The sequence below is a fragment of the Microbacterium sp. Leaf179 genome (assembly GCF_001423785.1).
Taxonomy (GTDB): domain Bacteria; phylum Actinomycetota; class Actinomycetes; order Actinomycetales; family Microbacteriaceae; genus Microbacterium.
The window spans coordinates 190607-215962 of record NZ_LMPH01000004.1 but is presented as its reverse complement, the minus strand read 5'-3'; the positions used below and the strand labels follow the sequence as shown (position 1 = coordinate 215962).

Annotated in this window: 24 protein-coding genes; 21 read left to right on the top strand and 3 right to left on the bottom strand. The window is 70.8% G+C overall.

The genetic code is table 11. The annotated features are described in order from the left end of the window. The first annotated feature begins 83 nt into the window (after nucleotides 1–83). From pdxS to ASF96_RS14325, 10 genes are all read left to right on the top strand, one after another. Complete coding sequence (pdxS, locus tag ASF96_RS14370; RefSeq protein ID WP_055837293.1) at nucleotides 84–968, top strand: pyridoxal 5'-phosphate synthase lyase subunit PdxS; 885 nt, start codon at nucleotides 84–86, stop codon at nucleotides 966–968. Further along, nucleotides 958–1575: a pyridoxal 5'-phosphate synthase glutaminase subunit PdxT gene (gene pdxT / locus ASF96_RS14365; protein WP_055940248.1), complete on the top strand. Its 618-nt coding sequence runs from the start codon at nucleotides 958–960 to the stop codon at nucleotides 1573–1575. The genes pdxS and pdxT overlap by 11 nt, the downstream gene beginning before the upstream one ends. A 10-nt stretch (nucleotides 1576–1585) precedes the next feature. Further along, the gene (locus tag ASF96_RS14360) at nucleotides 1586–2344 is read left to right on the top strand and encodes a YebC/PmpR family DNA-binding transcriptional regulator (protein WP_055837296.1); all 759 of its coding nucleotides are present in this window, start codon (nucleotides 1586–1588) and stop codon (nucleotides 2342–2344) included. A 48-nt stretch (nucleotides 2345–2392) separates the two neighbouring features. Next, nucleotides 2393–2995 carry a crossover junction endodeoxyribonuclease RuvC gene (ruvC, locus tag ASF96_RS14355; RefSeq protein WP_055940465.1) on the top strand — a complete coding sequence of 201 codons (603 nt, stop codon included), beginning with the start codon at nucleotides 2393–2395 and terminating at the stop codon, nucleotides 2993–2995. Nucleotides 2996–3004: 9 nt separating this feature from the next. Further along, on the top strand, nucleotides 3005–3625 hold the full coding sequence (gene ruvA, locus ASF96_RS14350) for a Holliday junction branch migration protein RuvA (RefSeq protein ID WP_055837302.1): 621 nt from the start codon (nucleotides 3005–3007) through the stop codon (nucleotides 3623–3625). Further along, nucleotides 3618–4664, top strand: coding sequence for a Holliday junction branch migration DNA helicase RuvB (ruvB, locus tag ASF96_RS14345; RefSeq protein ID WP_055837305.1), 1047 nt, complete (start codon nucleotides 3618–3620; stop codon nucleotides 4662–4664). The genes ruvA and ruvB overlap by 8 nt, the downstream gene beginning before the upstream one ends. 80 nt (nucleotides 4665–4744) lie before the next feature. After that, nucleotides 4745–5221: a preprotein translocase subunit YajC gene (locus tag ASF96_RS14340; RefSeq protein ID WP_055940246.1), complete on the top strand. Its 477-nt coding sequence runs from the start codon at nucleotides 4745–4747 to the stop codon at nucleotides 5219–5221. A 50-nt stretch (nucleotides 5222–5271) separates the two neighbouring features. After that, nucleotides 5272–6978: a protein translocase subunit SecD gene (gene secD, locus ASF96_RS14335; protein ID WP_055837311.1), complete on the top strand. Its 1707-nt coding sequence runs from the start codon at nucleotides 5272–5274 to the stop codon at nucleotides 6976–6978. After that, nucleotides 6978–7964, top strand: coding sequence for a protein translocase subunit SecF (gene secF / locus ASF96_RS14330; protein WP_055837316.1), 987 nt, complete (start codon nucleotides 6978–6980; stop codon nucleotides 7962–7964). The genes secD and secF overlap by 1 nt, the downstream gene beginning before the upstream one ends. A gap of 61 nt (nucleotides 7965–8025) precedes the next feature. Further along, entirely contained in the window at nucleotides 8026–10275 is a 2250-nt protein-coding gene (locus ASF96_RS14325; RefSeq protein WP_055837319.1) for a RelA/SpoT family protein, read from the top strand. Here the strand turns inward: ASF96_RS14325 and ASF96_RS14320 are convergent. From ASF96_RS14320 to ASF96_RS14310, 3 genes are all read right to left on the bottom strand, one after another. After that, on the bottom strand, nucleotides 10254–10931 hold the full coding sequence (locus ASF96_RS14320) for a hypothetical protein (RefSeq protein ID WP_055940243.1): 678 nt from the start codon (nucleotides 10929–10931) through the stop codon (nucleotides 10254–10256). The two genes, ASF96_RS14325 and ASF96_RS14320, sit on opposite strands and share 22 nt — an antisense overlap. A gap of 64 nt (nucleotides 10932–10995) precedes the next feature. After that, nucleotides 10996–12729 carry a DUF349 domain-containing protein gene (locus ASF96_RS14315; RefSeq protein WP_442922517.1) on the bottom strand — a complete coding sequence of 578 codons (1734 nt, stop codon included), beginning with the start codon at nucleotides 12727–12729 and terminating at the stop codon, nucleotides 10996–10998. Between the two features lie 93 nt (nucleotides 12730–12822). Further along, nucleotides 12823–13104 carry a hypothetical protein gene (locus ASF96_RS14310; RefSeq protein ID WP_055940458.1) on the bottom strand — a complete coding sequence of 94 codons (282 nt, stop codon included), beginning with the start codon at nucleotides 13102–13104 and terminating at the stop codon, nucleotides 12823–12825. Between the two features lie 143 nt (nucleotides 13105–13247). Here ASF96_RS14310 and ASF96_RS14305 point away from each other — a divergent pair, with 143 nt between their 5' ends. The 11 genes from ASF96_RS14305 to ASF96_RS14255 all read left to right on the top strand — a co-directional run bounded on the left by ASF96_RS14305 (nucleotide 13248) and on the right by ASF96_RS14255 (nucleotide 25276). Beyond that, nucleotides 13248–14684 carry a replication-associated recombination protein A gene (locus ASF96_RS14305; protein ID WP_156458878.1) on the top strand — a complete coding sequence of 479 codons (1437 nt, stop codon included), beginning with the start codon at nucleotides 13248–13250 and terminating at the stop codon, nucleotides 14682–14684. A gap of 187 nt (nucleotides 14685–14871) precedes the next feature. Continuing rightward, a complete protein-coding gene (rpsD, locus tag ASF96_RS14300) occupies nucleotides 14872–15501 on the top strand; it encodes a 30S ribosomal protein S4 (protein ID WP_055837326.1) in 630 nt (209 codons plus the stop codon). Nucleotides 15502–15699: 198 nt separating this feature from the next. Next, nucleotides 15700–15981: a hypothetical protein gene (locus ASF96_RS14295; RefSeq protein ID WP_055837932.1), complete on the top strand. Its 282-nt coding sequence runs from the start codon at nucleotides 15700–15702 to the stop codon at nucleotides 15979–15981. A 62-nt stretch (nucleotides 15982–16043) separates the two neighbouring features. After that, nucleotides 16044–18713, top strand: coding sequence for an alanine--tRNA ligase (alaS, locus tag ASF96_RS14290; RefSeq protein WP_055940241.1), 2670 nt, complete (start codon nucleotides 16044–16046; stop codon nucleotides 18711–18713). Beyond that, on the top strand, nucleotides 18710–19183 hold the full coding sequence (gene ruvX / locus ASF96_RS14285) for a Holliday junction resolvase RuvX (RefSeq protein WP_055940239.1): 474 nt from the start codon (nucleotides 18710–18712) through the stop codon (nucleotides 19181–19183). Before alaS ends, ruvX begins: the two co-directional genes overlap by 4 nt. A gap of 1 nt (nucleotide 19184) precedes the next feature. After that, nucleotides 19185–21035 (top strand): endolytic transglycosylase MltG, encoded by a 1851-nt coding sequence (gene mltG, locus ASF96_RS14280; RefSeq protein WP_200934108.1) that lies wholly within the window; start codon nucleotides 19185–19187, stop codon nucleotides 21033–21035. Continuing rightward, nucleotides 21029–21871 carry a shikimate dehydrogenase family protein gene (locus tag ASF96_RS14275; RefSeq protein WP_055940453.1) on the top strand — a complete coding sequence of 281 codons (843 nt, stop codon included), beginning with the start codon at nucleotides 21029–21031 and terminating at the stop codon, nucleotides 21869–21871. Before mltG ends, ASF96_RS14275 begins: the two co-directional genes overlap by 7 nt. A 4-nt stretch (nucleotides 21872–21875) precedes the next feature. After that, nucleotides 21876–23102: a chorismate synthase gene (aroC, locus tag ASF96_RS14270; protein ID WP_055837339.1), complete on the top strand. Its 1227-nt coding sequence runs from the start codon at nucleotides 21876–21878 to the stop codon at nucleotides 23100–23102. Between the two features lie 79 nt (nucleotides 23103–23181). Further along, a complete protein-coding gene (locus ASF96_RS14265) occupies nucleotides 23182–23670 on the top strand; it encodes a shikimate kinase (protein ID WP_055837939.1) in 489 nt (162 codons plus the stop codon). Next, nucleotides 23667–24743, top strand: a complete 1077-nt coding sequence (gene aroB / locus ASF96_RS14260) for a 3-dehydroquinate synthase (RefSeq protein WP_055940238.1) — start codon at nucleotides 23667–23669, stop codon at nucleotides 24741–24743. Before ASF96_RS14265 ends, aroB begins: the two co-directional genes overlap by 4 nt. After that, on the top strand, nucleotides 24740–25276 hold the full coding sequence (locus ASF96_RS14255; RefSeq protein WP_055940236.1) for a GNAT family N-acetyltransferase: 537 nt from the start codon (nucleotides 24740–24742) through the stop codon (nucleotides 25274–25276). Before aroB ends, ASF96_RS14255 begins: the two co-directional genes overlap by 4 nt. Nucleotides 25277–25356: the final 80 nt, after the last annotated feature.

The window sequence follows — 25356 nt, the reverse complement described above, 5'->3', positions numbered from 1 at the left end:
TCGGCGTCCAGCCTACGTCCTGAGCCATGCTACGTTTTGGCCTAAGTCAATGAACGCGCCCCGAAGCGCGGAACGGAGTGGACATGACCGACACCGGAACCTCCCGCGTCAAGCGCGGTCTCGCCGAGATGCTCAAGGGCGGCGTCATCATGGACGTCGTCACGGCCGACCAGGCCCGCATCGCCGAAGACGCCGGCGCCGTCGCCGTCATGGCGCTCGAGCGCGTGCCCGCCGACATCCGGGCCCAGGGCGGCGTGGCGCGCATGAGCGATCCCGACCTGATCGACGACATCATCGCGTCGGTGTCGATTCCCGTCATGGCCAAGGCCCGCATCGGCCACTTCGTCGAGGCGCAGATCCTGCAGGAGCTCGGGGTCGACTACATCGACGAGTCCGAGGTGCTCTCGCCCGCCGACTACGTGAACCACATCGACAAGTACGACTTCACCGTGCCGTTCGTCTGCGGCGCCACCAACCTGGGCGAGGCGCTCCGCCGCATCACCGAGGGTGCCGCGATGATCCGCTCGAAGGGCGAGGCCGGCACCGGCGACGTCTCGGAGGCGACCAAGCACATCCGCACCATCCGCGGCGAGATCAACGCCCTGCGCGCCAAGACCAAGGACGAGCTGTACGTCGCCGCCAAGGAGCTGCAGGCCCCCTACGACCTCGTCGCCGAGATCGCCGAGACCGGAAAGCTGCCCGTCGTGCTCTTCACCGCCGGGGGAGTGGCCACCCCGGCCGACGCCGCCATGATGATGCAGCTCGGCGCCGACGGCGTCTTCGTGGGCTCCGGCATCTTCAAGTCGGGCAACCCCGCCCAGCGCGCCGCGGCCATCGTCAAGGCCACCACCTTCCACGACGACCCCAAGATCGTCGCCGAGGCGTCGCGCGGGCTCGGCGAGGCGATGGTCGGCATCAACGTGTCGGATCTGGCCGCCCCGCACCGACTCTCCGAGCGTGGCTGGTAGTCCCCGCGTCGGCGTCCTCGCCCTGCAAGGCGACGTGCGGGAGCACCTCGCCGCGCTGACGGCCCTCGGCGCCGACGCCCGTCCGGTGCGTCGGCCCGAGGAGCTCGCCGCGGTGGAGGGACTCGTCCTTCCCGGCGGCGAGTCCAGCGTCATCGACAAGCTGGCCCGCGCGTTCGGGATGCAGGCGCCGATCCGCGCGGCGATCTCCGACGGCATGCCGATGTACGGCACGTGCGCGGGCCTCATCCTGCTCGCCGATCGCCTCGACGGCGCGATCGAGGGCCAGCAGACCTTCGGCGGCCTCGACGCCCGCGTCGCGCGCAACGTCTTCGGCAGCCAGACCGCCTCGTTCGAGACCGACCTCGAGGTCCCCGCCCTCGGCGCCCCTCCCGTGCACGCCGTCTTCATCCGCGCCCCCGCGGTCGTCGAGTGGGGTCCGGATGCCGAGCCCCTCGCCGCGCTTCCCGACGGACGCGTCGTCGCGATCGAACAGGGCGCGCTCCTGGGCACCGCCTTTCACCCGGAGTCGACCGGGGAGCTGCGCTTCCACCGTCGCTTCCTGGATCGCGTTCGCGCCCGACGCGGTGCGGGCGCGCCCGCGCTCTAGACTGGAACGCATGTCCGGACACTCCAAATGGGCCACGACCAAGCACAAGAAGGCGGTCATCGACTCCCGCCGCGCCAAGTCGTGGGCCAAGCTCATCAAGAACATCGAGGTCGCGGCGAAGCTCGGTGGGGCCGACATGCAGGGCAACCCGACGCTGTTCGACGCGGTGCTGAAGGCCAAGAAGACCTCGGTCCCCAAAGACAACATCGACCGTGCGATCAAGCGCGGCGCCGGGATCGGCGGCGAGGCCGTCGAGTACGCCTCGATCCTGTACGAAGGCTACGGACCCAACGGCGTGGCGTTCCTGATCGAGTGTCTGACCGACAACAAGAACCGCGCCGCGGCCGAGGTGCGCACCGCCCTCAGTCGTAACGGCGGCACCCTCGCCGACCCGGGCAGCGTCGCCTACAACTTCGCTCGTAAGGGCGTCATCGTCGTTCCCTCCGAGGGCACCAGCGAAGACGACGTCATGCTCGCCGTGCTCGAGGCCGGCGCCGAAGAGGTCGAGCCCCACGGCGAAGGCTTCGGCGTCATCACCGAGGCGAGCGACCTCGTGTCGGTACGAAGCGCCCTGCAGGACGCCGGGATCGAGTACGACTCGGCCGACGTCGAGTTCGTCCCCTCGCTCAAGGTCGAGGTCGACGCCGACACCGCCCGCAAGGTGTTCCGCCTCATCGACGCGCTCGAAGACAGCGACGACGTGCAGAACGTCTACACGAACTTCGACCTCAGCGCCGAGGTGCAGGCCGAGCTCGAGAACGACGAGTAAGGGCGCGCCCTCGTTTGCGACACGGCTCCTGCGCTTAGCGTGGGGGCCGTGTCCCGTTCCCTCCGCGTCCTCGGCATCGACCCCGGCCTGACCCGCTGCGGCATCGGCGTCGTCGACGTCTCGCCCACCCGTACGGCGTCGCTCGTGCATGTGGGCGTCGTGCGGTCCGCGCCGACCGATCCGATCGAGAAGCGCCTGGCGGCCATCGCCGCGGGGATCCGCGAGGTGCTGCACGCGCACGATCCTCACGTCGTCGCCGTCGAGCGCGTCTTCGCACAGAACAACCGCCACTCGGTCATGGGCACCGCCCAGGCCAGCGGCATCGCCCTGCTGCTGGCCGCCGAGCACGGCATCCCGGCAGCCACCCACACCCCCAGCGAGGTGAAGGCCGCGGTCACGGGGTACGGTGCCGCCGACAAGCTGCAGGTGCAGACGATGGTCGCCCGCGTGCTGCGCCTGGACGCCCTGCCACAGCCCGCCGATGCCGCCGATGCCCTGGCGATCGCTCTCTGCCACGCGTGGCGCGGGGGAGCGGCATCCCCCTCGGACGACTCGGCACTCACCCCCGCGCAGCGCGCCTGGCGCGACGCCGAGAAGCGACGCACGCCCCCCACGCGTGTCGCTCGAACACATGTACGAACCGCGCCCTAGGCTCGGAAGATGATCTCCTCGCTGCACGGTTCGGCGGCCCACGTCGCCGACGATTCCCTGGTCATCGTGGTCGGCGGCGTCGGCTTCTCGGTGGCCGTGACCTCCCAGCTCGCCCGCACCGTGCACATCGGCGACGACGTGCACCTGCACACGAACCTCATCGTGCGTGAAGACGCGCTCTCGCTGTTCGGCTTCGAGTCCCGCGAGGAGCTGACGGTGTTCACCCAGCTGATCGGCGTCACCGGGGTGGGTCCCAAGTCGGCGCTCGGCGTGCTGTCGTCGCTCACCGTGCCGCAGATCGCGCAGGCGGTCGCCGACGACGACGACGCCCCGTTCCGTCGCGTGTCGGGCATCGGCCCGAAGACCGCGAAGCTCATCGTCGTGCAGCTCGCCGGCAAGCTCGCCGTGGTCGCCGCCGCCGCCCCCGCGGTCGCCTCGGTCCGCGGCGCCGTGCCCGCGCAGGTGACGCAGGCGCTCATCGGTCTGGGCTGGACGGAGCGGACCGCCGCCGAAGCCGTGGCATCCGTCGCCGAGAACGCCTCCGAGGCCGACCGCGCGTCGGTGCAGGCGCTGTTGCGCCTCACCCTCGCCCTGCTCGGCCCCGCGCGCAAGGAGCCGGTGAGTGGCTGACGTGCGCGACGCCGGCACGCCCGACGACGAGATCGAGCTCGCGATCGAGGGCGCCCTGCGCCCCACCTCGCTCGCCGAGTTCGTCGGCCAGCAGAAGGTGCGCGGGCAGCTGCAACTGCTGCTCGACGCCGCCCGCATCCAGCAGCGCTCGCCCGATCACATCCTGCTGTCGGGCCCCCCGGGTCTCGGCAAGACGACGCTCGCCATGATCGTCGCGCACGAGAGCGGACGCCCGCTGCGTCTGTCGAGCGGACCGGCGATCCAGCACGCGGGAGACCTGGCGGCCCTGCTGTCGTCGCTCACCCCCGGCGAAGTGCTCTTCATCGACGAGATCCATCGCATGGCGCGCTCGGCCGAAGAGATGCTGTACCTCGCGATGGAGGACTTCCGCATCGACATCATGGTCGGCAAGGGCGCGGGCGCGACGAGCATCCCGCTCGATCTCGCCCCCTTCACCCTCGTCGGGGCGACGACACGCGCGGGGCTCCTCCCCAACCCCCTCCGCGACCGCTTCGGTTTCACCGCGCACCTGGAGTACTACGAACCCGAGGAGCTCGAGCGGGTCGTGTCCCGATCGGCATCCATGCTCGACGTGGGCCTGCCCGGCACCTCTCGGTCCGAGATCGCCCGTCGCTCGCGCGGGACGCCCCGCATCGCCAACCGCCTTCTGCGCCGCGTGCGGGACTACCTCGTCGTGTACGGCCCCTCCGACGGCGCCGCCGAGGGAGACGCCGACGTGCGGACGGTGGGCGCCGCCCTCGACCTGTACGACGTGGATGCCATCGGACTCGACCGCCTGGACCGCGCGGTGCTCGACGCGCTCGTCCGCCGCTTCCGCGGGGGACCGGTGGGGCTGAGCACCCTCGCCGTCGCCGTCGGCGAGGAGCCCGAAACCATCGAGTCGGTGGTCGAGCCGTACCTCGTGCGCATCGGTTTCATGGGGCGTACGCCCCGCGGACGCGTGGCCACCCCCGAGGCGTACGACCACCTCGGCGCTCCCCACCCCGACGGCGTCCTCCGGTTCAGCCAGGGGTCATGACCTATACTCGGCGAGGGATTCCCCGACCCCCGCTAGGCAGTGCCGCACGGCGCGCCTGAATTGAAAGGTGCACCGCCTCGATGGATATCGCCCGGTTCTTCGCCGATTACGGCATCATCATCCTGCTCATCGGCCTGCTGGTCTTCATGTTCTACAGCTCGCGCCGTCGGATGAAGAAGCAGAAGGCCGACATCGAGCAGAAGGCGCGCGAGACCGTTCCCGGCGCCGAGGTCCTTCTGCAGGGCGGCCTGTACGGCACCATCGTCGAGTACGACGGTGAAGACCTCGACAAGCCCGCGCACGTCGAGATCGCTCCCGGCGTCGTGATCAAGGTGCACAGCCAGGCCGTGCTCCGCATCGTCAACCCGGCCGAGGGCTTCGTGACCGAAGACGACTTCATCGACGCCGAAGAGGCCGAGGCCGAGTACGTCGCCGGTGTCGCCGACGGCGACATCACCTCGATCAGCGACGACCGCCGCGCCGCGCGTCACGACGAGCACACCGAGGCCGGTCTCACCGACGCCGAGCGTGCCGACAAGGACCGCCCGCAGGCCTGACGCCCTCACCGGCCCCTTCCTCGTTCACCGCCGCACAGAAAGCCGACTCCGTGGCGCCCTCGACTCCTGTCCGTCATGCCTGGCGCGTGTTGACCGGATTGCTCGCCATCACCGGCGTGCTCTTCGGCATCAACGCGCTGGGCGTGTACGCCTTCTCCGCAAGTTCCTGGACCCCCGAGCTCGCGCTCGACCTCCAGGGCGGCACGCAGATCATCCTGCAGGCCCAGACCACCGACGGGGCCAACCCCGACAGCGAACAGCTGCAACAGGCCGTCTCGATCATCCGCCAGCGCGTCGACGCCTCGGGCGTGAGCGAGGCCGACGTGGCCACCGAGGGCGGCCGCAACATCGTCGTGCAGATCCCGGGCGAGGCCGACGAGGCCACCCGCGAACGGATCCAGAGCTCGGCTCAGCTGCAGCTGCGCCCGGTGCTGTTCACCGGGTCGCCCGCCACGACGTTCGTCGGCCAGGACGGCAACACCACGCCGTATCCGACGCCCGACCCGTCGCTGCCCGCGACCCCGACCGCGTCGCCCACCAACGGCAGCGACCCCGCGTGGATCACCCCGGCGCTGCAGGCGCAGTTCCTCTCGTACGACTGCGCGAACCCGCCGAGCAACCCCGCGCAGGCTCCCGCCGATCAGCCCATGATCACGTGCGGTCAGGGCGATTCGACCAAGTACATCCTCGGTCCCGTCGAGCTCGACGGCACCGACATCTCCAACGCCACCAACGGCCAGGAGCAGAACACCGGCCAGTGGGCCGTCAACCTCGTCTTCAACGACCAGGGAACGCAGACCTTCGCGGAGATCAGCCAGCGCCTCTACGGCGCTCAGGCCCCTCTCAACCAGTTCGCCTTCGTGCTCGACGGCAGCGTGCTGTCGGCGCCGTCGATGAACGGCATCATCGTCGACGGCCGCCCGAGCATCACGGGAAGCTTCACGCAGGAGTCGTCGAAGGCCCTCGCCGACCAGCTCAAGTACGGCGCCCTGCCGCTGAGCTTCCAGGTGGTCAGCTCCGACACCGTGTCGGCGACCCTGGGTTCGCAGCAGCTCCAGGTGGGCTTCATCGCCGGCCTGATCGGTCTGGGCCTCGTCGCGATCTACTCCCTGATCGTGTACCGGGCCCTCGGCACGGTGATCATCGCCTCGCTCGGCGTGATGGCGGTGCTGACCTATCTCGCCCTGTGCATCCTGGCGTGGCGGGCCGGCTTCCGCCTGTCGCTCGCCGGTGTGGCCGGTCTGATCGTGACGATCGGCTTCACGGCCGACTCGTTCATCGTCTACTTCGAACGCATCCGCGACGAGTTGCGCGACGGAAAGTCGATCACGGCCGCCGTCGAAGACGGATGGTCGCGCGCCAAGCGCACCATCTACATCTCGAAGTCGATCAACATCCTCGCCGCCGTCGTGCTGTACATCCTGGCCGACTCCACGGTGAAGGGCTTCGCGTTCACGCTGGGGCTCACCACCGCGATCGACATCCTGATCTTCATCCTGTTCACCCACCCCGTGATGCAGTTGTTGGCACGTACCCGGTTCTTCGGGTCGGGACACCCCCTGTCGGGAATGGACCCGCACGCGCTGGGAGCCGTCTACCGCGGCCGCGCCGAGTTCCGTGCTCCCGTCGCCGACGCCGGCCGTGCGAAGCGCTCGCGCGGTGAGGCCCAGCGCCGCCAGACGATCGCCGAACGCAAGCAGGCCGAGCTCGCCGCCGCGCGCAGCGATAGCCGCTCGACGAAAGAGGGAGACGTCTAATGCGCTCCATGACGCAGCTCGGCAACGACCTCTACTCCGGGAAGACCTCGTTCCCGTTCGTTCAGCGCCGTCGCCTCTGGTTCATCATCGCCGCCGTGCTGGTGATCGGCGCGGCCCTCGTGCCGCTCATCCGCCCGGTGCAGTTCTCGATCGAGTTCACCGGCGGCTCGCAGTTCACGGTGTCGAACCCGGCCTCGTTCGACCAGTCGCTCGCCACCGACGCCGTGACCTCGGTCGTGCCCGGTGCGAGTACGCGCGTCAGCACCATCAGCGACCAGGCCGTGCGCGTGCAGACCGACCAGATGGACAACGACGAGACCCAGGCGGTGGCCGCAGCGCTGGCCTCCGCCTACGGCGTCGATGCGTCCGAGATCACGAACTCGTTCATCGGACCCACCTGGGGCAACGACGTCACGCGCCAGTCGCTGTGGGGTCTGTCGATCTTCCTCGCGCTGACCTTCCTCATCCTCGCGCTGTACTTCCGCACGTGGAAGATGTCGGTCGCCGCCATCATCGGCCTCGTCGACGTGCTCGTCATCACGATCGGCGTGTACGCGCTCTTCGGCTTCGAGATCTCGCCGGCCGCCGTCATCGGCTTCCTGACGATCCTCTCGTACGCGCTGTACGACACCACCGTCGTCTTCGACAAGGTGAGAGAGAACACCCGGGACGACGGCGAGATCTCCGGCCGCACGTTCGCGGAGTCGGTCAACCTCGCCGCGAACCAGACGTTGATCCGATCGATCAACACCACGGTGGTCGCCATTCTCCCCGTCGGCGCCATCCTCTTCATCGGAGTGCCGCTGGGCGCGCGCACCCTGAGCGACATCTCGCTGTCGATCTTCGTCGGCACGATCGTCGCGGCGTACTCGACGCTGTTCGTCGCCGTTCCGATGTACGCCCTCCTGCGTGAGAAGGAGAAGCCGATCGCCGAGCGCGATGCCCGCGTCGTGGCCGCACGCGAGAAGGCGGGCGTCCCGGCCTGACGCCGGGGCCCCGCCCCGCGGGGCGTAGACTTGATCGACTGGCCGTGAGGAAGAGGTGGCGATGACCGAGACCGCGTCGTCCACGCCGCCCCCGTCGTCACTGCGCCGCCTGGTGCCGCGCATCTTCTCGCGCGCCGCCCGCCGCGACGACGTCGACAAGCTGCTGCGCACCGTCCGCACGCACCACCCCAAGGGCGATCTCGCGATCGTCGAACGGGCCTACGCGGTCGCCGACAAGGCGCACGACGGACAGAAGCGCCAGAGCGGCGAGCCCTACATCACCCACCCGTTGGCGGTGGCGCAGATCCTCGCCGAGCTGGGTCTGGGGCCCAAGGCGATCGCGGCGGCGCTTCTGCACGACACCGTCGAAGACACCGGCTACCCCCTCGACGAACTCGCCGCCGACTTCGGCGACGAGGTGGCCATGCTCGTCGACGGCGTCACCAAGCTCGACAAGGTCAAGTACGGCGACAGTGCCCAGGCCGAGACGGTGCGCAAGATGATCGTCGCGATGTCGAAAGACATCCGCGTGCTGCTCATCAAGCTCGCCGACCGCCTGCACAACGCGCGCACCTGGGGCTTCGTCCCCCCGCACAAGGCCGCGAAGAAGGCGACTGAGACGCTCGAGATCTACGCTCCGCTGGCACATCGTCTCGGCATCCAGGCCATCAAGAGCGAGCTCGAAGACCTCTCGTTCGCGGTGATGCACCCGAAGCTCTACGCCGAGATCGAGAGCCTGGTGAGACAGCGCACTCCGCAGCGCGAGCAGTACGTGCAGAACGTCATCGACTCCGTCGACGCCGACCTGCGCGAACTGCGGGTACGCGGCCGGGTCATGGGGCGACCCAAACAGCTCTACTCGGTGTACCAGAAGATGGTCGTGCGCGGGCGCGAGTTCGACGACATCTACGACCTCATCGGCATCCGCATCCTCGTCGGCACGGTGCGCGACTGCTACGCCGTGCTGGGTGCGATCCACGCGCGGTGGACGCCGCTGCCGGGGCGCTTCAAGGACTACATCGCCACTCCCAAGTTCAACCTGTACCAGTCGCTGCACACGACGGTGCTCGGACCGGGTGGCCGCACGGTCGAGATCCAGATCCGCACGCACGAGATGCACCAGCAGGCCGAGTTCGGTGTCGCGGCCCACTGGAAGTACAAAGAGCGCATGGCCGGCGGCAAGACGGATGCCAAGGCCGTCGACGCCGACATGGCCTGGATCGCGCACATCTCGGACTGGCAGGCAGAGACCGCCGACCCGGGGGAGTTCCTCGACTCGCTGCGGTTCGAGATCGGCGCGAAAGAGGTCTACGTCTTCACGCCGAAGGGGCGCGTCGTGGGTCTGCCCACGGGGGCGACGCCCGTCGACTTCGCGTACGCCGTGCACACCGAGATCGGCCACCGCACCATGGGGGCGAAGGTCAACGGTCGCCTGGTGCCCCTCGAGTCGGCCCTGCAGAGCGGCGATGTGGTCGAGGTCTTCACGTCGAAGAACCCCGACGCCGGCCCCAGCCAGGACTGGCTCGGCTTCGTCAAGAGCACCCGCGCGCGCAACAAGATCCGCGGGTGGTTCACGAAGGAACGTCGCGAAGAGGCCATCGAGCAGGGCAAGGACTCCATCGCCCGCGCCATGCGCCGGCAGAACCTTCCCCTGCAGCGTCTGATGAGCCAGGACTCGTTCACCGAGGTCGCGCGGCTCTTCCACTACGAAGACGTCTCGGCGCTGTACGCCGCGGTCGGCGAGGGTCACGTCTCGACCCAGTCGGTGATCGAGAAGGTCACGGCTCTGGTCAACGTCGAGGAGTCGAACACCGGCCCCATCGACATCCCCGTCGGACGCAGCCGGGCCCCGCGCGGTGGCGACTCGGGAGTGCTCGTGCGCGGCGCGCCCGATATCCTGGTCAAGTTGGCCAAGTGCTGCACCCCCGTGCCGGGTGATCAGATCGTCGGCTTCGTGACGCGCGGCAGCGGCGTCTCGGTGCACCGCGGCGACTGCACGAACGTGAAGTCGCTCAAGGAAGAGCCCGATCGACTCATCGAGGTCGAGTGGGCGCCGACCTCGAAGAGCGTGTTCCTCGTGCAGATCCAGGTCGAGGCCCTCGATCGCTCGGGCCTGCTCAGCGACGTCACGCGGGTGCTCAGCGAGCACCACGTCAACATCCTCTCGGCCACCGTGTCGACGACGAACGACCGACTCGCGCTCAGCAAGTTCGTGTTCGAGATGGGCGACACCGTGCATCTGGATCGGGTGCTGAACGCGGTGCGCCGCATCGACGCGGTCTACGACGTCTACCGCGTCACGTCTTCCTGAGGGGCGACGCGGTCCTCGTCCGCGCCGGCACGGGCGATGGCCGTACCCGGTGATCCCGGGTGACCGTGGGACATGTCGCTGCTCCGTGCCTCGTGCTGCGCGGCGTAGCCGGGCTCTGCTGCTCCGCGGGCGCACCGCAGCGCGTCGACGGCTCGCCGACCGTAGGGGAAGCGCGGGTGCGCCCGCAGCCAGAGCGTCGCCGCGGCGGCGATCCTCGGCTCCTCGGCGGCCCACGCGCAGGCCACGGCTCGCTCGGCGGCGTCGCCGGAACGCGCGAGATCGATGAGGGTGCGCGCCGGCGTGGTGACGTGAACCCCCGCGACGGTGACGACGTCGGCCGCCCCGAGACGCACCTCGTGATACTGCGCGCGGGCGGTTCCCCGCACGATGTGGCGTATCGCGCTCACCCGTTGCGCGTGGTGGCGGGTCGGCTCGACGGTCTGTCCACCGTGGATCCACGCCGCGCTCGCGCGTACCGCCGCCCAGCGATCTCCGAGGAGCGGACGGAGGCTTCGCGCACGCATCCACGAGCTCTCGACGGCATCGGCGGGCATGAACCCCTCGCCCAGGGCGACCAGGATGCCGTCGAGGCACGCGGCCGTGAGCTCGGCCAGGGCCATGCGCTCGTCGGCGAAGAACAGGAAGGGCGACACCATCCCGTCAGTGTGACGCGAGGGTGTCGCCCTTTCTGTTGACCGTAGAGATCTGTGGAGAACCCGCTCAGCCGCCGAGGGCGCGCAGCCAGGTCCGTCGCGCTTCGAGGGCCTCGGACGCCTGAGCCGCCGCGCGCTTGTCGCCGCGCGCGGTGGCGTCGGCGAGCTCGGCCTCGAGCTTGTCGATCGCGTCGGACAGCTGGCGCGTCATGTCGTTGGCACGCGCCTTCTGCTCGGGATCGTTGCGCTTCCAGTCGGCGTCTTCGCGGGTGCGCACGCTCTGCTCGATCTTGCGCAGGTCGTCGTCGAGGGCGCGTTCCTTGTCGCGCGGGAACACGCGACCGATCTCGTCCCACTGGCGCTGGATGGCGGTGAGCTTCTGTCGCGCGGTGGCGAGGTTCTTCTCGTCGACGAGCGGAGCCGCCTCGGCGAGGAGCACCTTCTTCTGCTCGATCTTCTCTTTCGAGGCCTCGGTCTCGGCGGACTCCCGCTCGATGCGTGCGCCGTACAGGGCGTCACCGGCGGCTTTGAACCGCGCCCACAGAGCGTCGTCGACCTTGCGGCCGGCGCGGCCCGAAGTCTTCCACGCGTCGAGCAGGTCGCGGTAGGCGCCGATGCCGTCCTCGCCGCGCGGGGCCAGGGCCTCGGCGCGCTCGACGAGACGCGTCTTGGCGTCGCGCGCGACCTTGTGGGTGTCGTCGAGCTGCGAGAAGTACTCGCGGCGGTGGCGGTCGACCGTGGCGCGGGCGTCGCGGAACCGGCGCCACAGCTGCTGCGCGGTCGACTTCGACAGGCGGGGCCCGTTCTGCTGGTGGGCCTGCCAGCGGTCGAAGAGCGCCGCCATATCGGCGGTCATCTGCTTCCACTGCACGGTCTGCGGGTCGCGGGCGGCCAGTGCCTCGGCCTGCTCGACGATGGCCGTGCGCTCGCGCACGGCTTCGTCGACGGCTTCCTTCGCGGCGGCCGCTTCGGTCTCGCTGGCTTCGGCGAGCTGCGAGGTGAGGGCGTCGAGGCGCGCGACCAGGGCGGCGAGGTCGCCGACCGCGGCGGCGCCGTCGAGCTTGCCGCGCACCGTCTTGGCCGTCGAGCGCAGATCGCCGGCCGACGCACCGCCGCGGCGGTGGCGCACCTCGAGCAGGGTCACCTCGCTCGCGAGGTCGGAGTATTTGCGCTCGAAGTAGGCCAGTGCTTCGGCGGGCGTGCCGTCGGGGTACTGGCCCACGGCGCGCCAGTCGTCACCCTCGCGCACCGAGACGGTGCCGTCGTCGTCGACGCGGCCCCACGGCTCGGTGGGCGCGCTCGACGCGGGGGCGCCGGCGGGCTTCGAGGGAACGGGGGCACCCGGGCGCGGACGAGCCATGGGGGTGGCGGCGGGACGCGGCGACGGCGCCGGCGTGCGAGGCGCGGAGGGCTCCTCCGACTGTTCGGCGGCGGCAGGCTCGTCGGCGCTGGGTTCGTCGGCGCTGGGTTCGTCAGCGCTGGGCTCATCGGCACTGGGCTCGTCGCGGTCGGTCGCGGCGGGGGTGCCGAAAGCAGCGTCGACCTCGTCGGCATCGGGGGCTGCGTCGTCCGTGTCATCGGATGCCGCGGACGGGTCCACGTCGGGGACGGAGTCGGCGCCGTGGTCGTCGGAGGCGACGGGCGAGTCGACACCGGGCGAATCGGCACCGGGCGAATCGGCACCGGGCGCGGAATCGGCCTCGGCGGCCGTCGCGCCCTCGGGCGCGGCGGTGGGTTCGACCTCGGCATCACTCGCGCCGTCGCGCGGGTCGGAGGTCTCGGGGGTGGGAGCGGAAGTCACGGGTAGCACCTCATCGCGGCAGAACCGCCTGGGGGAGTAGGACTCTCCGAGCCTAGTACGGGCCGCACCCACGGAACAGGATGCCGCCCCGGCTCACTCCGTCGGCACCGGTGCGGGCGTCTCGGGAATGGCCGTCGGCGCCGGGGTGGTCGGCGCATCGGTGACGGCGGGCACGGGTGCGCCCGGACCCGCGACGAAGTAGAACGTCTGCGCGGCCCCGGCACCGAGGATGACCGCGAGTCCGACGACGACGCCGATCACGGTGTCGCGGCGACGCCGACGCCCCTGGCGTTCGTGCAGCTCGAGGCGCGCCTGGTAGACCCGCGCGCGCTCGCGCTGCTCCCGTGTCTGACGGTCTTTCCCCCGCGTCGCCACATCGACCTCCTCGCGCTCGGACGCCTCGATCCTACGCACGGGCCCCACGGACCGAGGTGCCGGCGGTCGTCCGGCGGCCTCCGACGAGAGCGGCGGGGACCGCTGCTCGCTCCGGTGTCGGAGGCCCCGGTTAGCCTGGAGCAGTGACCCGTGCCTCTGCCCTCTTCCAGGGCTCAACCCCGCTCGCGGTGCGAATGCGACCCGTCAGCCTCGATGAGGTCGCCGGCCAGGGTCACCTGCTGCGCCCCGGCTCTCCGCTGGTCACCCTCGCGACCACCGACTCCTCGGCATCCGTCTCGGCGGTGTCGGTCATCCTCTGGGGTCCTCCCGGAACGGGCAAGACCACGCTGGCACAGGCCATCGCGCGCTCGTCGGGGCGTCGTTTCGTCGAGCTGTCGGCGATCACCGCGGGTGTGAAGGACGTTCGCGAGGTCATGCAAGAGGCGCTGACGCAGCGCGACCTGTACGGGCAGTCGACCATCCTCTTCCTCGACGAGATCCACCGGTTCACGAAGGCCCAGCAGGACGCCCTGCTCCCGGGAGTCGAGAACGGGTGGGTCGTGCTCATCGCCGCGACGACCGAGAACCCCTCGTTCTCGGTGATCTCCCCGCTGCTCTCGCGCTCCCTGCTGCTGACGCTGCGCCCCCTGGGCGACGACGACCTCGGCGCCCTCGTCGATCGGGCGGTGACCGACCCGCGCGGACTCGCGGGGCGCGTCGTGCTCGACGACGAGGCCCGCGCCACGCTGGTGCGCCTGGCATCGGGCGACGCCCGTCGCGCCTTGACCGCCCTCGAGGCCGCCGCGGCGGTCGCCGGTGACGACGGCGGGGTCGCCGCGCCGGTGGCCACCCGTGCCGCCGACGGCGATGACGATGACGACGACGATGACGACGACGAATCGGATGCCGGGACAGACGACCCCTCGCGTCCCCCCGACGATCTGCCGGTCATCACCGCCGACCACATCGCCCAGGCCGTCGATCGCGCTCTGCTGAGATACGACCGTCAGGGCGACGAGCACTACGACGTGATCAGCGCGTTCATCAAGTCGGTGCGCGGCTCCGACCCCGACGCCGCGATCCACTACCTCGCCCGCATGATCGAAGCGGGGGAGGACCCGCGCTTCATCGCCCGACGCCTCGTCATCTCGGCCGCCGAAGACATCGGCATGGCCGACCCGCAGGCCCTGCAGATCGCCGTCGCCGCGGCCGACGCCGTGGCGTTCATCGGCATGCCCGAAGGGCGCATCCCGCTCGCCGAGGCGACCGTGTACCTCGCGACCACGGCCAAGTCGAACGCCGCGTACAACGCCATCAATGCGGCGATCGCCGATGTGCGCGCCGGCGGTTTCGGACGCGTCCCGATGCACCTGCGCGACGCCCACTACCCGGGCGCCAAGCGCCTGGGCCACGGCAAGGGATACAAGTACGCCCACGACAGCGAGATCGGCATCGTGACGCAGCAGTACCTGCCCGACGAGCTGCGGGGCAAGCGTTACTACGAGCCCACGAACCACGGCACCGAGCGCGATGTCTCGGCACGGCTCGAGAAGATCCGCCGTATCCTCGACGGGCAGTGACACCCGCGCAGGGGTCTCGCCGAGTGCTCTGATAGCATGAACCGGCTCGAAACAGGGTTTTCGGGCATCCCCTCCTTCCAGTGATCACCTTCCGGTGCGCCCCGGCGTGCGCTTCGGATCGGGCGGAAGGGGGCGATACGCCCGCGAGCCGCGAAAGGCGCGGCCGCGTCATCGGAAGGAGCACTTCGTGACCACGAAGTCTCAGGACCGCCGTAAGGTGCGTCTGTCGCGAGCCCTCGGCATCGCGCTCACCCCCAAGGCCGCCCGCTACCTCGAGAAGCGTCCCTACGCTCCGGGTGAGCACGGTCGCACCAAGCGCAAGGCCGACAGCGACTACGCCGTTCGTCTGCGCGAGAAGCAGCGTCTGCGCGAGCAGTACGGCATCCGCGAGAAGCAGCTGCGCATCGCGTTCAACGAGGCCCGTCGCACCGACGGCCTGACCGGTGAGAACCTGGTCGAGCTGCTCGAAATGCGTCTGGATGCCCTCGTCGTGCGCGCGGGCTTCGCCCGCACCACCGCGCAGGCTCGCCAGCTCGTCGTGCACCGCCACATCATGGTCGATGGCCAGCTCGTGGACCGCCCGTCGTTCCGCGTCAAGCCGAACCAGATGATCCACGTCAAGACCAAGAGCGAGGGCCTCGAGCCCTTCCAGGTCGCCGCCGCCGGTGGGCACGCCGAAGTGCTGCCCCCCGTTCCGGGCTACATCGAGGTCGACCTGGCGACGCTGCAGGCTCGCCTGCTCCGTCGCCCCAAGCGCGCCGAGGTGCCCGTCACGTGTGACGTGCAGCTCGTCGTCGAGTACTACGCCGCCCGCTGATCTCAGCGAGCTGAAGGGCGCCGGGTTCTCCCGGCGCCCTTCTTTCGTTCTGACCGCGCTCCCCGCTCACCGCCCGATCGCCCTCGGATGCCGGAGGGCACGGCATTCATCGATCCCTCTTTCGCGGCGGACAGGGGTGGTCGCCTACGATGAGGGATGCCGCGACCGCGGCGTCGTATCGAGGAAGAAGTGGTGATCGTGAGAAGCCTCGTCTGGTTCGCCCTGGGCATCGTCGGCGGATTCGTCGCCGCCCACATGGTCAACAAGGACCCCCGCGGGCAGGAAGTCCTCGCCCAGCTCGACTCGCGCATCGGCGAGTTCACCGATCACATGAGCGACGCGTACCGCCAGCAGGAGACGCGTCTGTCGGAGATCATCGACGACGTCAAGAGCGTGGCATCCACGGCGGTCGACAAGACAGCGGACGCCGTCGACGACGCCGCAGCGGCTGCCAAGAAAGCCGCTTCGCCCTCCGACTGACCTCCCCGGCATCGGGTTCCGCGTGTCGGGGCCGATACCTCACGCGCACGGAAAGACCCGCCATGAAAACCGCCGAGATCGCCCAGCGCTTCCTCGACTTCTTCGAGAAGAAGAATCACACGATCGTCCCGTCGGCCTCGCTCGTCACCGACGACCCGGCCCTGCTCTTCACCGTGGCGGGCATGGTGCCGTTCATCCCGTACCTGAGCGGCGTCGTTCCGCCGCCGTACCCCCGGGCCGCCGACGTGCAGAAGTGCATCCGCACCAACGACATCGAAGAGGTCGGCAAGACCCCCCGCCACGGGACGTTCTTCCAGATGCTCGGCAACTGGTCCTTCGGCGACTACTTCAAAGAGGACGCGATCCGCTTCGCCTGGGAACTGCTGACCTCGCCCGAATCCGAGGGCGGCCTCGCCTTCGACGCGAAAGACCTGTGGGTCACGGTCTACGAGGAAGACGACGAGGCGCACGATCTGTGGCGCTCGCTCACCGACCTGCCCGAGGAGCGCATCCAGCGTCTGGGCAAGGACACGAACTACTGGTCCACCGGTCTTCCCGGTCCCGCCGGCCCCTGCTCCGAGATCTTCTTCGACCGCGGACCCGCGTACGGCATCGACGGCGGCCCCGCCACCGACGACGACCGCTACGTCGAGATCTGGAACCTCGTGTTCATGCAGTACGAGATCACCAACGTGCGCTCGAAGTACGACTTCGACATCGTCGGCGAGCTCCCCGCCAAGAACATCGACACCGGCATGGGCCTGGAGCGCATCGCGTTCCTCAAGCAGGGCGTCGACAACATGTACGAGACCGACCAGGTGCGCCCCGTGCTCGACCTGGCAGCCAAGCTGGCCGGCAAGGCCTACGGCCACGAGTCGCACGAGGACGACGTTCGCCTGCGCATCGTCGCCGACCACGTGCGTTCCTCGCTCATGCTGCTCGCCGACGGCGTCACGCCCTCGAACGAGGGCCGCGGGTACATCCTGCGTCGCATCATGCGCCGCGCCATCCGCTCGATGCGCCTGCTGGGCGTCGAGGGTGCGACCTTCCCCGAGCTGTTCGCCGCCTCGCGCGATGCGATGAAGGAGTCCTACCCCGAGGTCGGCACCGACTACGCGCGCCTCTCGGCCTACGCGATCGCCGAGGAGCAGACGTTCCTGCGCACGCTGGCCGCCGGCTCGGCGATCCTCGATCAGTCCGTCGTCGAGGCGAAGAACGACGGGGGCACGACGCTGTCGGGCTCGGAGGCCTTCCTGCTGCACGACACCTACGGCTTCCCGATCGACCTGACGCTCGAGATCGCCGAAGAAGCCGGCCTGTCCGTCGACCGCGCCGCTTTCGACGAGCTCATGCTCGAGCAGCGCACCCGCGCCAAGGCCGATGCCCGCGCCCGCAAGGGAACGATCGCCGACCAGAGCGCCTACCGCGAGTTCCGCGCGCTCGGCGAGACGGTGTTCACCGGCTACACCGAACTGCAGACGGAGTCGACGGTGCTCGGCATCCTGATCGACGGCCGCGGCACCGACCGCGCCGCCGAGGGGCAGATCGCCGAGATCATCACCGCCGAGACGGCTCTGTACGCCGAGTCGGGTGGCCAGGTCGCCGACAAGGGCGTGATCGTCGGCCCCGGGTACGAGCTCGAGGTGCTCGACGTGCAGCGTCCCGTTCCGGGCCTCGTCAGCCACACCGTCGAGGTCAGCACCGGCGAGGTGTCGGTGGGGGCGCGCGCCACGACCGTCGTCGACGCCCTCAACCGCCACTCGGCGCAGCAGGCGCACACCGCCACCCACCTCGTGCACGCCGCGATCCGCGACACGCTCGGCAAGAGCGCCACCCAGACCGGTTCGCTCAACCGCGCGGGCTACATGCGCTTCGACTTCAGCTGGGGCGCCGCGCTGTCTCCCGAGACCCGCACCGAGATCGAGGACATCGCCAACAACGCCGTCCGCGACAACCTCGAGGTCACCACGCGCGTGATGTCGCTCGACGAGGCGAAGGCCGCGGGGGCCATGGCCCTGTTCGGCGAGAAGTACGGCGACACCGTGCGCATGGTCGACGTCGGCGGACCGTGGTCGCGCGAGCTTTGCGGCGGCACGCACGTCGCCCGCAGTTCCGAGATCGGCCTGGTCAACCTGGTGGGGGAGCAGTCCGTCGGTGCCTCCAACCGCCGCGTCGAGGCGCTCGTCGGGCTCGACGCGTTCCGCGATCTCGCCGCCGAGCGGGCGATCGTGTCGCAGCTGAGCACGAGCCTCAAGACTCCGCGCGAACAGCTCACCACCCGCATCGCCGATCTCGCGGCCAGCCTCAAGGCCGCCGAGAAGAAGATCGCAGCCTTCGAGGCGCAGGCCCTGAGCGGTCGTCTGCCCCAGCTCGTCGAGTCGGCCGTCGCGGTCGGCACCGTGCGGGTCGTCGCCCAGAGCCTCGGCGAGGGCGCATCGGCCGACGATGTGCGCTCGCTCGCCCTGCAGGTGCGCGACCGACTCGGGTCCGACCCCGCCGTCGTGGCCCTGGCCTCTGTCGCCGGCGGGCGTGCCACGGTGGTCGTCGTGACCAACGAGGGCGCGCGCGAGCGCGGCCTGGCCGCGGGTACCCTCGCCAAGAACGCCGCGGGCGTGCTCGGCGGTGGAGGTGGGGGACGCCCCGACGTAGCCCAGGGCGGCGGAACGGATGCCGCGGCCCTGCCGACCGCACTCGAGGGCGTCGTCACGGACGTGCGGGCGACCGCCGCGTGACGGGATTCCGGCGCGGTATCCGCCTGGGGATCGACGTCGGGCGCGCCCGGGTGGGCGTGGCCCGCTCCGACCCCGACGGCGTGCTCGCCGTGCCCGTCGAGACCGTGCCGCGAAAGGGTGAGCCGGTGCGGCGGATCGTCGAGCTCGCGGCGGAGTACGAGGCGTTCGAGGTGCTGGTCGGCCTGCCGCTGAATCTCCGCGGCGACGACACCCCGTCGACGACCGACGCGCGCGCGTTCGCCGGCGCCCTCGCCGAGGCGTTGCCGATGCCGGTGCGCCTGGTCGACGAGCGCCTGAGCACCGTGTCGGCGCACGGCGTCCTGCGAGAGGCAGGCCGTTCCCAGCGAGCGTCTCGTAGCATTGTTGATCAAGTCGCCGCCGTGGTGCTGCTGCAGCAGGCGCTCGACGTGGAGCGACAGTCCGGCGAGCCGGCCGGACCCACCGTCTCACCGGGACAGGAGCCCGCCTGACATGCCCGAGAACCAGCCCCCCGAGAACGATCCGTTCGCTGATCTGTACGGGCGCCTTCCCGACCCGCGCACGGGCGCCCGCCCGTCGGCCGCCTCGACGTCGGACGGTGCCGAGGGAGAGACCCTCTCGCCGCGGCGCGCCGCCCGCGAGGCCCGCCGCGCCGCGACCGGTCCCACCCCCACCCCGGCGGCGGACTCGAACGCGTCGGAGACCCCCGCGCAGGGCGATCCGACGGTCGGGGACACCGACACGCCGTCGTCCCCTGCGCCCGCCGCGGGCGCTCCCGACGCCGCCCCGCGTCCCGTGGACGCCCCGCGATCCGCCGTCGGCGACGACGCGCCCCGTGCGGCCGACGGCGTCGCCCCGTCGTCCCTCCCGGCCGTGGTCGCGGCGCGCGATGACATCTCCGCATCCCCCGCAGACGCGCCCCGCCCGGCCGCTGCGGCCGAGCCCCCCGTCGCACGGCGCTTCGACGCCGCGCGACGCGCCGACGCCCCCGTCGCCACCCCGCGTTCCACCGAGTCGTCGCGCCGCGCGTCGACCGACGTCCCCGCCGCCCGGCGTCCCGACGCCGCTCGCCGTGCCGAGACGCCCCGGACGACCGAGCCGTCGCGCGACCGCGAGCCCGCTCTGGTCGGCGCCGGCGTCGGTGCGTCGGCCGCGTCCGCGTCGCGGGGTCCGGTGGCATCCGGATCACTCGAGGAGCTCTTCACCGGCGAGACCACCACGCACGACATCGGCTCCCCGCCGCCGCGTCCGCCGAAGAAGCGCCGTCGCATCGGCGGCTGGATCGCCCTCGGCGTGGTCCTTCTCCTCCTCGCCGGCATCGTCGGTGGAGGTTTCGCGCTGTGGAACACCTACGGCACGCGCGTACAGGCGTTCTTCGGCACGAGCGAGCCGATCGAGTTCGACGCCGGTCAGGCGACGGGCGAAGCCCGCATCACGATCGTCGCGGGTGACACCGGCGAGTCGGTCTCGCCGAAGCTCTTCGACGCGGGGATCACCAAGGCCTCGAACTCGCTGTACAAGTACATGCTCGACAACTCCGTCGTCTTCACGTTCCAGCCGGGCATCTACCAGCTGCAGCAGCAGATGACGTCCGAGGCCGTGCTCACGGCGCTCCGCGACCCGGCGAACCGTCTCGACAACTCCGTGCAGCTGCGCGAGGGGCTCACCCTCAACCAGTCGCTCGACCTGATCTCGGAGCAGATCGGCATCCCGCGTGAGGAGCTCACCGCCGCGGCCGCCGATCCCTCGCAGTACGGCGTGCCCGCCGGCACCCTCGAGGGGTGGATCTTCCCCGCCACGTACGACTTCGACGAGGGCGTCACCGCGAAAGACGTCATCACGCGCATGGTGCAGCGCACCATCCAGTCGCTGGACGCCGCCGGGGTGCCCGAAGCCGATCGGGAGCGCATCCTCACCGTCGCCTCGATCATCGAGCGCGAGGCGCGCAGCAGCGAGGACTTCTACAAGGTCTCGCGCGTGATCGAGAACCGTCTGCAGCCGACGAACCAAGAGACGTTCGGCAAGCTCGAGATGGACTCCACCGTGCAGTACGGCGCGGGCGAGATGGGTAGCGGCTCGGTGAGCACCTCGACCGAGGCGCGCAACTCCGACAACCCGTGGAACACGTACATGTACCCGGGCCTGCCCGTCGGTCCGATCGCGAACCCCGGCGACCTCGCGATCGACGCGGCCATGAAGCCCGCCGACGGTCCGTGGCTGTACTTCGTGACCGTCAACCTCGACACCGGTGAGACGGTCTTCACCTCGACCTACAGCGAGCACGAGAAGGCCGTCGCCCAGTGGCAGGCGTGGTGCGCGGCGAACCCCGACGGCGGATGCTGACCGATCGCACGCGCCTCGCCGTGTGGGGCGACCCGATCGCGCATTCGCGGTCGCCCCGCCTGCACGCGGCGGCCTACGAGGTGCTCGGACTCGACTGGCACTACGGCCGCGAACGGGTGGACGAGGCGGGCTTCCCGGCTGCGCTGAGCGGGCTGGATGCCGACTGGCGCGGCCTCTCGCTCACGATGCCGTTGAAGCACGTCGCCGCTCGCAGTGCCGTCTCGCTCGACGACGACGCCCGACGGACCGGTGCGGTGAACACCTACCTGCTCGACGCCGATGGTCCGCGCGGCTTCAACACCGACGTGGGCGGGCTCGCGCGCGCGCTCGACGAGTTCGGGGTTCGCGCGCCGGGCGTGATCCGCGTGCTCGGTGCGGGAGCGACCGCCACCTCGGCCGTCGTCGCCGCGGCGCGGGCGGGCGCCGGCGTCGTCGAGGTGCGCGCCCGGCGCGTCGAGGCGGCCGCCTCGCTCCGCGCCCTCGGGCCGGAGCTGGGGATCGACGTGCGCGTCCGCGCCCTCGCCGACACCGCCTCGGACGGGGAGCCCGTGGATGCCACGATCGCGGCTCTTCCCGGCGGCACCGATCTCGGACCCCTCGCCGAGGCCCTGGCATCCACGTCGGGACCCCTCGTCGACGTCGTCTACGGCGGCTGGCCCACCCCGCTCGCCCGGGCGTGGGAACGCGCCGGTCGACCCGCCCACGACGGGCTGACGATGCTGCTGCACCAGGCGCTGCTGCAGGTGCGCGTCTTCGTCGGCGGCGACCCCTCGCGCCCCGTGGATCGCGAGGACGCCGTCCTGGCCGCGATGCGCACCGCGCTCATGGGAGACTAGGTCCATGCTTCGCGTTCTCACGGCCGGCGAATCCCACGGCCCCGAACTGATCGCCCTCATGGAGGGGATGCCCGCCGGCGTTCCCATCTCGTCCGCGCAGATCCGCGCCGAACTGGCGCGACGCCGACTGGGCTACGGCCGCGGCTCGCGCATGAAGTTCGAAGAAGACGAACTGTCGCTGTCGACGGGCATCGTGCACGGTTTCACCATCGGCAGCCCCATCGCGCTCCGCATCGGCAACACCGAGTGGCCGAAGTGGACCGAGGTGATGAGCCCCGAGCCCGTCGAGCTGTCGGACCGCTCGCGCGGACGCGGAGCCGCCCTCACGCGCCCGCGCCCGGGCCACGCCGACCTGGTGGGCATGCAGAAATACGGCTTCGACGAGGCCCGTCCGATCCTCGAGCGCGCCTCGGCCCGTGAGACCGCCGCCCGCGTGGCGCTCGGCGCGATCGCGCGCTCGTTCCTCGGCGAGCTCGGCATCCGCCTCGTCAGCCACACCCTCTCGATCGGCCCCGTGCGCGTTCCCGACGACGCCGCGCTGCCGACCCCCGACGACGTCGACCTGCTCGACGCCGATCCGCTGCGTTGCTTCCACGCCGACACGAGCGCCGCCATGGTCGCCGAGGTCGACGCCGCGAAGAAGGACGGCGACACGCTCGGCGGCGTCGTCGAGGTGCTCGCCTACGGCCTGCCCCCGGGACTCGGCTCGCACGTGCAGTGGGACCGGCGCCTCGATGCCAAGCTCGCCCAGGCCATCATGAGCATCCAGGCGATCAAGGGTGTCGAGGTCGGCGACGGTTTCCTCACGACCACGCGCCGCGGTTCGCAGGCACACGACGAGCTGTTCGCCACCGGCGAGGGCATCACGCGTTCGTCGGACCGCGCGGGCGGCACCGAGGGCGGCATGTCGACCGGCACCGTGCTCCGCGTGCGCGCCGGCATGAAGCCGATCGCGACCATCCCCAAGGCCCTGCGCACGGTCGACGTGGCCACCGGTGACACCGCCGCCGCCCACCACCAGCGTTCCGACGTCTGTGCCGTGCCCGCATCGGGTGTCGTGGCCGAGGCGATGGTGGCCATCACCCTCGCGGACTCGGTGCTCGAGAAGTTCGGCGGCGACAACATCGCCGAGACGCGACGCAACCTCGAGACGTACCTGGCCCACCTGCCCGAGACGCTGCGCACCACCGACGCGTCCGACGCCGCGCTGCTCGCGCATGACCTCGCCTGAGGTCGCGCCCGAGCACGCGACGGGCGGCCTCTCGACCGGCGCCGACGCGAACGGCCCCGCCGTCGTGCTCATCGGCCCCATGGGAGCGGGCAAGACGAGCGTGGGGCGTCGCGTGGCGCGCGCGCTCGGCGAGCCCTTCGCCGACACCGACAAGATCGTCGTGCGCGACCACGGGCCGATCCGCGATCTGTTCCTCGCGCACGGAGAGGCCCACTTCCGCGCGCTCGAGCGCGACGCCGTGGCCGAGGCCCTGGCCCGCGGCGGCGTCGTGGCGCTGGGTGGGGGAGCGGTGCTCGACCCCGTGACCCGCGAGCGGCTCCACGCGCACCGCGTCGTGCTCCTCACCGTCGCGATGCACGTCGTGGCATCGCGGATCCACGGCGACGAGCGACCCCTGCTGGGCGGTGAAGACCCCGTGGCCCGGTGGCAGCGCATCTTCGATGAACGACGGCCCGTGTACGAAGAGGCCGCCGACATCGTGTTCGACACCTCGTCGGGCCCGCTCGCGCGGGTCGTCGACGACATCGTGGCCTGGGCACGCCGTGTGCCGGCCGGAGAGACGGCATGACCGACACCACCACCATCAGCGTCGCCGGCGACCCCGGCTACGACATCACCGTCGGACGCGGCCTGCTGGCCTCGCTCGGCGAGAAGCTGCCGCCGGCGGCCCGCAAGGTGCTCATCGTGCACCCGCCGACGCTCGCGGCTCAGGCCGAGGCAGTGCGCGCGCAGCTCGTGAGCGACCGCGAGGTGCTGCTCGCCGAGATCCCGGATGCCGAGGCGGGCAAGCGCGTGGAAGTGGCCGCGTTCTGCTGGCAGGTGATGGGGCAGGCGGACTTCACCCGCACGGACGCGGTCATCGGCTTCGGCGGGGGAGCGGTGACCGACCTCGCGGGCTTCGTCGCCGCGACCTGGCTGCGCGGCGTCGCGCTGGTGCAGGTGCCCACCACCGTGCTCGGCATGGTCGACGCCGCCGTGGGCGGCAAGACCGGGATCAACACCGCCGAGGGCAAGAACCTCGTCGGAGCCTTCTGGCCGCCCGTCGCGGTCGTCTGCGACCTCGACCTGCTCGAGACCCTGTCGCGAAACGAGGCGACCGCCGGGTTCGCCGAGGTGGTCAAGGCCGGCTTCATCTGGCATCCCGAGATCCTCGACCTCATCGAAGCCGACCCCGAGAACATCGTCGATCCGCGGGGCGACGGGTTCCGCCGCTGCATCGAGCTCGCCATCGATATGAAGGCGCGCGTCGTCGGCGAAGACCTGCGCGAGGCGGGTCTGCGCGAGGTCCTGAACTACGGTCACACCCTGGGCCACGCCATCGAGCACGCCGAGCGCTACCGCTGGCGCCACGGTGCCGCGATCTCGGTCGGCATGGTGTTCGCCGCCGAGTTGTCGCGTCTGGCCGGCCGTCTTCCCGACGAGGTGGCGCAGCGTCACCGCACGGTGCTGGAGTCGTTGGGTCTTCCCACGTCGTACCGTGCCGGGGCCTTCCAGACGCTCAAGGCGACGATGCAGCGCGACAAGAAGAGCCGCGGCGGCATGCTGCGCTTCATCGTGCTCGACGACCTCGCTCGGCCCACCGTGCTGCAGGCCCCCGACGAGTCACTGCTCTTCGCGGCCTACCAGGAGGTCGGTGCGTGACCCCCGCCGCGCGCCGTGTGCGCGCGGACGAGGGCGCGCGCGTCCGGGAACTGCGGCTGCGTGCCGTCCGTGATCCGAACGCCGCCCTGGCGTTCCTGACCACCTACGAGCAGGAGATCGCGCGCGATCCCGCGTTCTGGGACGCCCGCGCGGCGAACGGCGCGAGCGGCGACGCGGGCGCGATGTTCGTGGTCGAGACCGAGGGCGAGTGGGCGGGATCGGCGACGGTGCTCGTGCGCCGGGCCGGCGACGTCGACCACGCAGGCCGTCGACGGACCGAGGCGCACGCCGGGATCGTCGGCGTCTTCGTCGACCCGGCGCACCGCGGCTCCGGGGCCATCGACGCCCTGCTCGACGCTGCCGCGGACTGGGCCCGCGCGCAAGGATTCGAGACGCTGTCGCTCGACGTGCACGTCGACAACGGGCGCGCCCAGGCCGCATATCGTCGCGCGGGATTCGTCGCCACGGGCGAGGAGTTCACCACGTCGATCGGCCGCGAGCTCGCCATGACCCGCTCGCTGCGGACGCGCTGACACGGCTGCCGGCGCCCGGCCCACCCGTCGCGGCCCCGCGCCCTCGACCGCGCGCGGGAACGACGAAGGCCCCGCCTCCC

Excerpts from the sequence above, each read along its gene's own strand:
- ruvA (WP_055837302.1), top strand. The coding sequence starts at position 3,005 with ATGATCTCCTCGCTGCACGGTTCGGCGGCCCACGTCGCCGACGATTCC.
- aroB (WP_055940238.1), top strand. The coding sequence starts at position 23,667 with ATGACCGACACCACCACCATCAGCGTCGCCGGCGACCCCGGCTACGAC.
- ASF96_RS14340 (WP_055940246.1), top strand. The coding sequence starts at position 4,745 with ATGGATATCGCCCGGTTCTTCGCCGATTACGGCATCATCATCCTGCTC.
- pdxS (WP_055837293.1), top strand. The coding sequence starts at position 84 with ATGACCGACACCGGAACCTCCCGCGTCAAGCGCGGTCTCGCCGAGATG.
- ASF96_RS14265 (WP_055837939.1), top strand. The coding sequence starts at position 23,182 with ATGGGAGCGGGCAAGACGAGCGTGGGGCGTCGCGTGGCGCGCGCGCTC.
- ASF96_RS14320 (WP_055940243.1), bottom strand. The coding sequence starts at position 10,931 with ATGGTGTCGCCCTTCCTGTTCTTCGCCGACGAGCGCATGGCCCTGGCC.
- alaS (WP_055940241.1), top strand. The coding sequence starts at position 16,044 with ATGAAAACCGCCGAGATCGCCCAGCGCTTCCTCGACTTCTTCGAGAAG.
- ASF96_RS14275 (WP_055940453.1), top strand. The coding sequence starts at position 21,029 with ATGCTGACCGATCGCACGCGCCTCGCCGTGTGGGGCGACCCGATCGCG.
- secF (WP_055837316.1), top strand. The coding sequence starts at position 6,978 with ATGCGCTCCATGACGCAGCTCGGCAACGACCTCTACTCCGGGAAGACC.
- ASF96_RS14360 (WP_055837296.1), top strand. The coding sequence starts at position 1,586 with ATGTCCGGACACTCCAAATGGGCCACGACCAAGCACAAGAAGGCGGTC.
- aroC (WP_055837339.1), top strand. The coding sequence starts at position 21,876 with ATGCTTCGCGTTCTCACGGCCGGCGAATCCCACGGCCCCGAACTGATC.
- ASF96_RS14325 (WP_055837319.1), top strand. The coding sequence starts at position 8,026 with ATGACCGAGACCGCGTCGTCCACGCCGCCCCCGTCGTCACTGCGCCGC.
- mltG (WP_200934108.1), top strand. The coding sequence starts at position 19,185 with ATGCCCGAGAACCAGCCCCCCGAGAACGATCCGTTCGCTGATCTGTAC.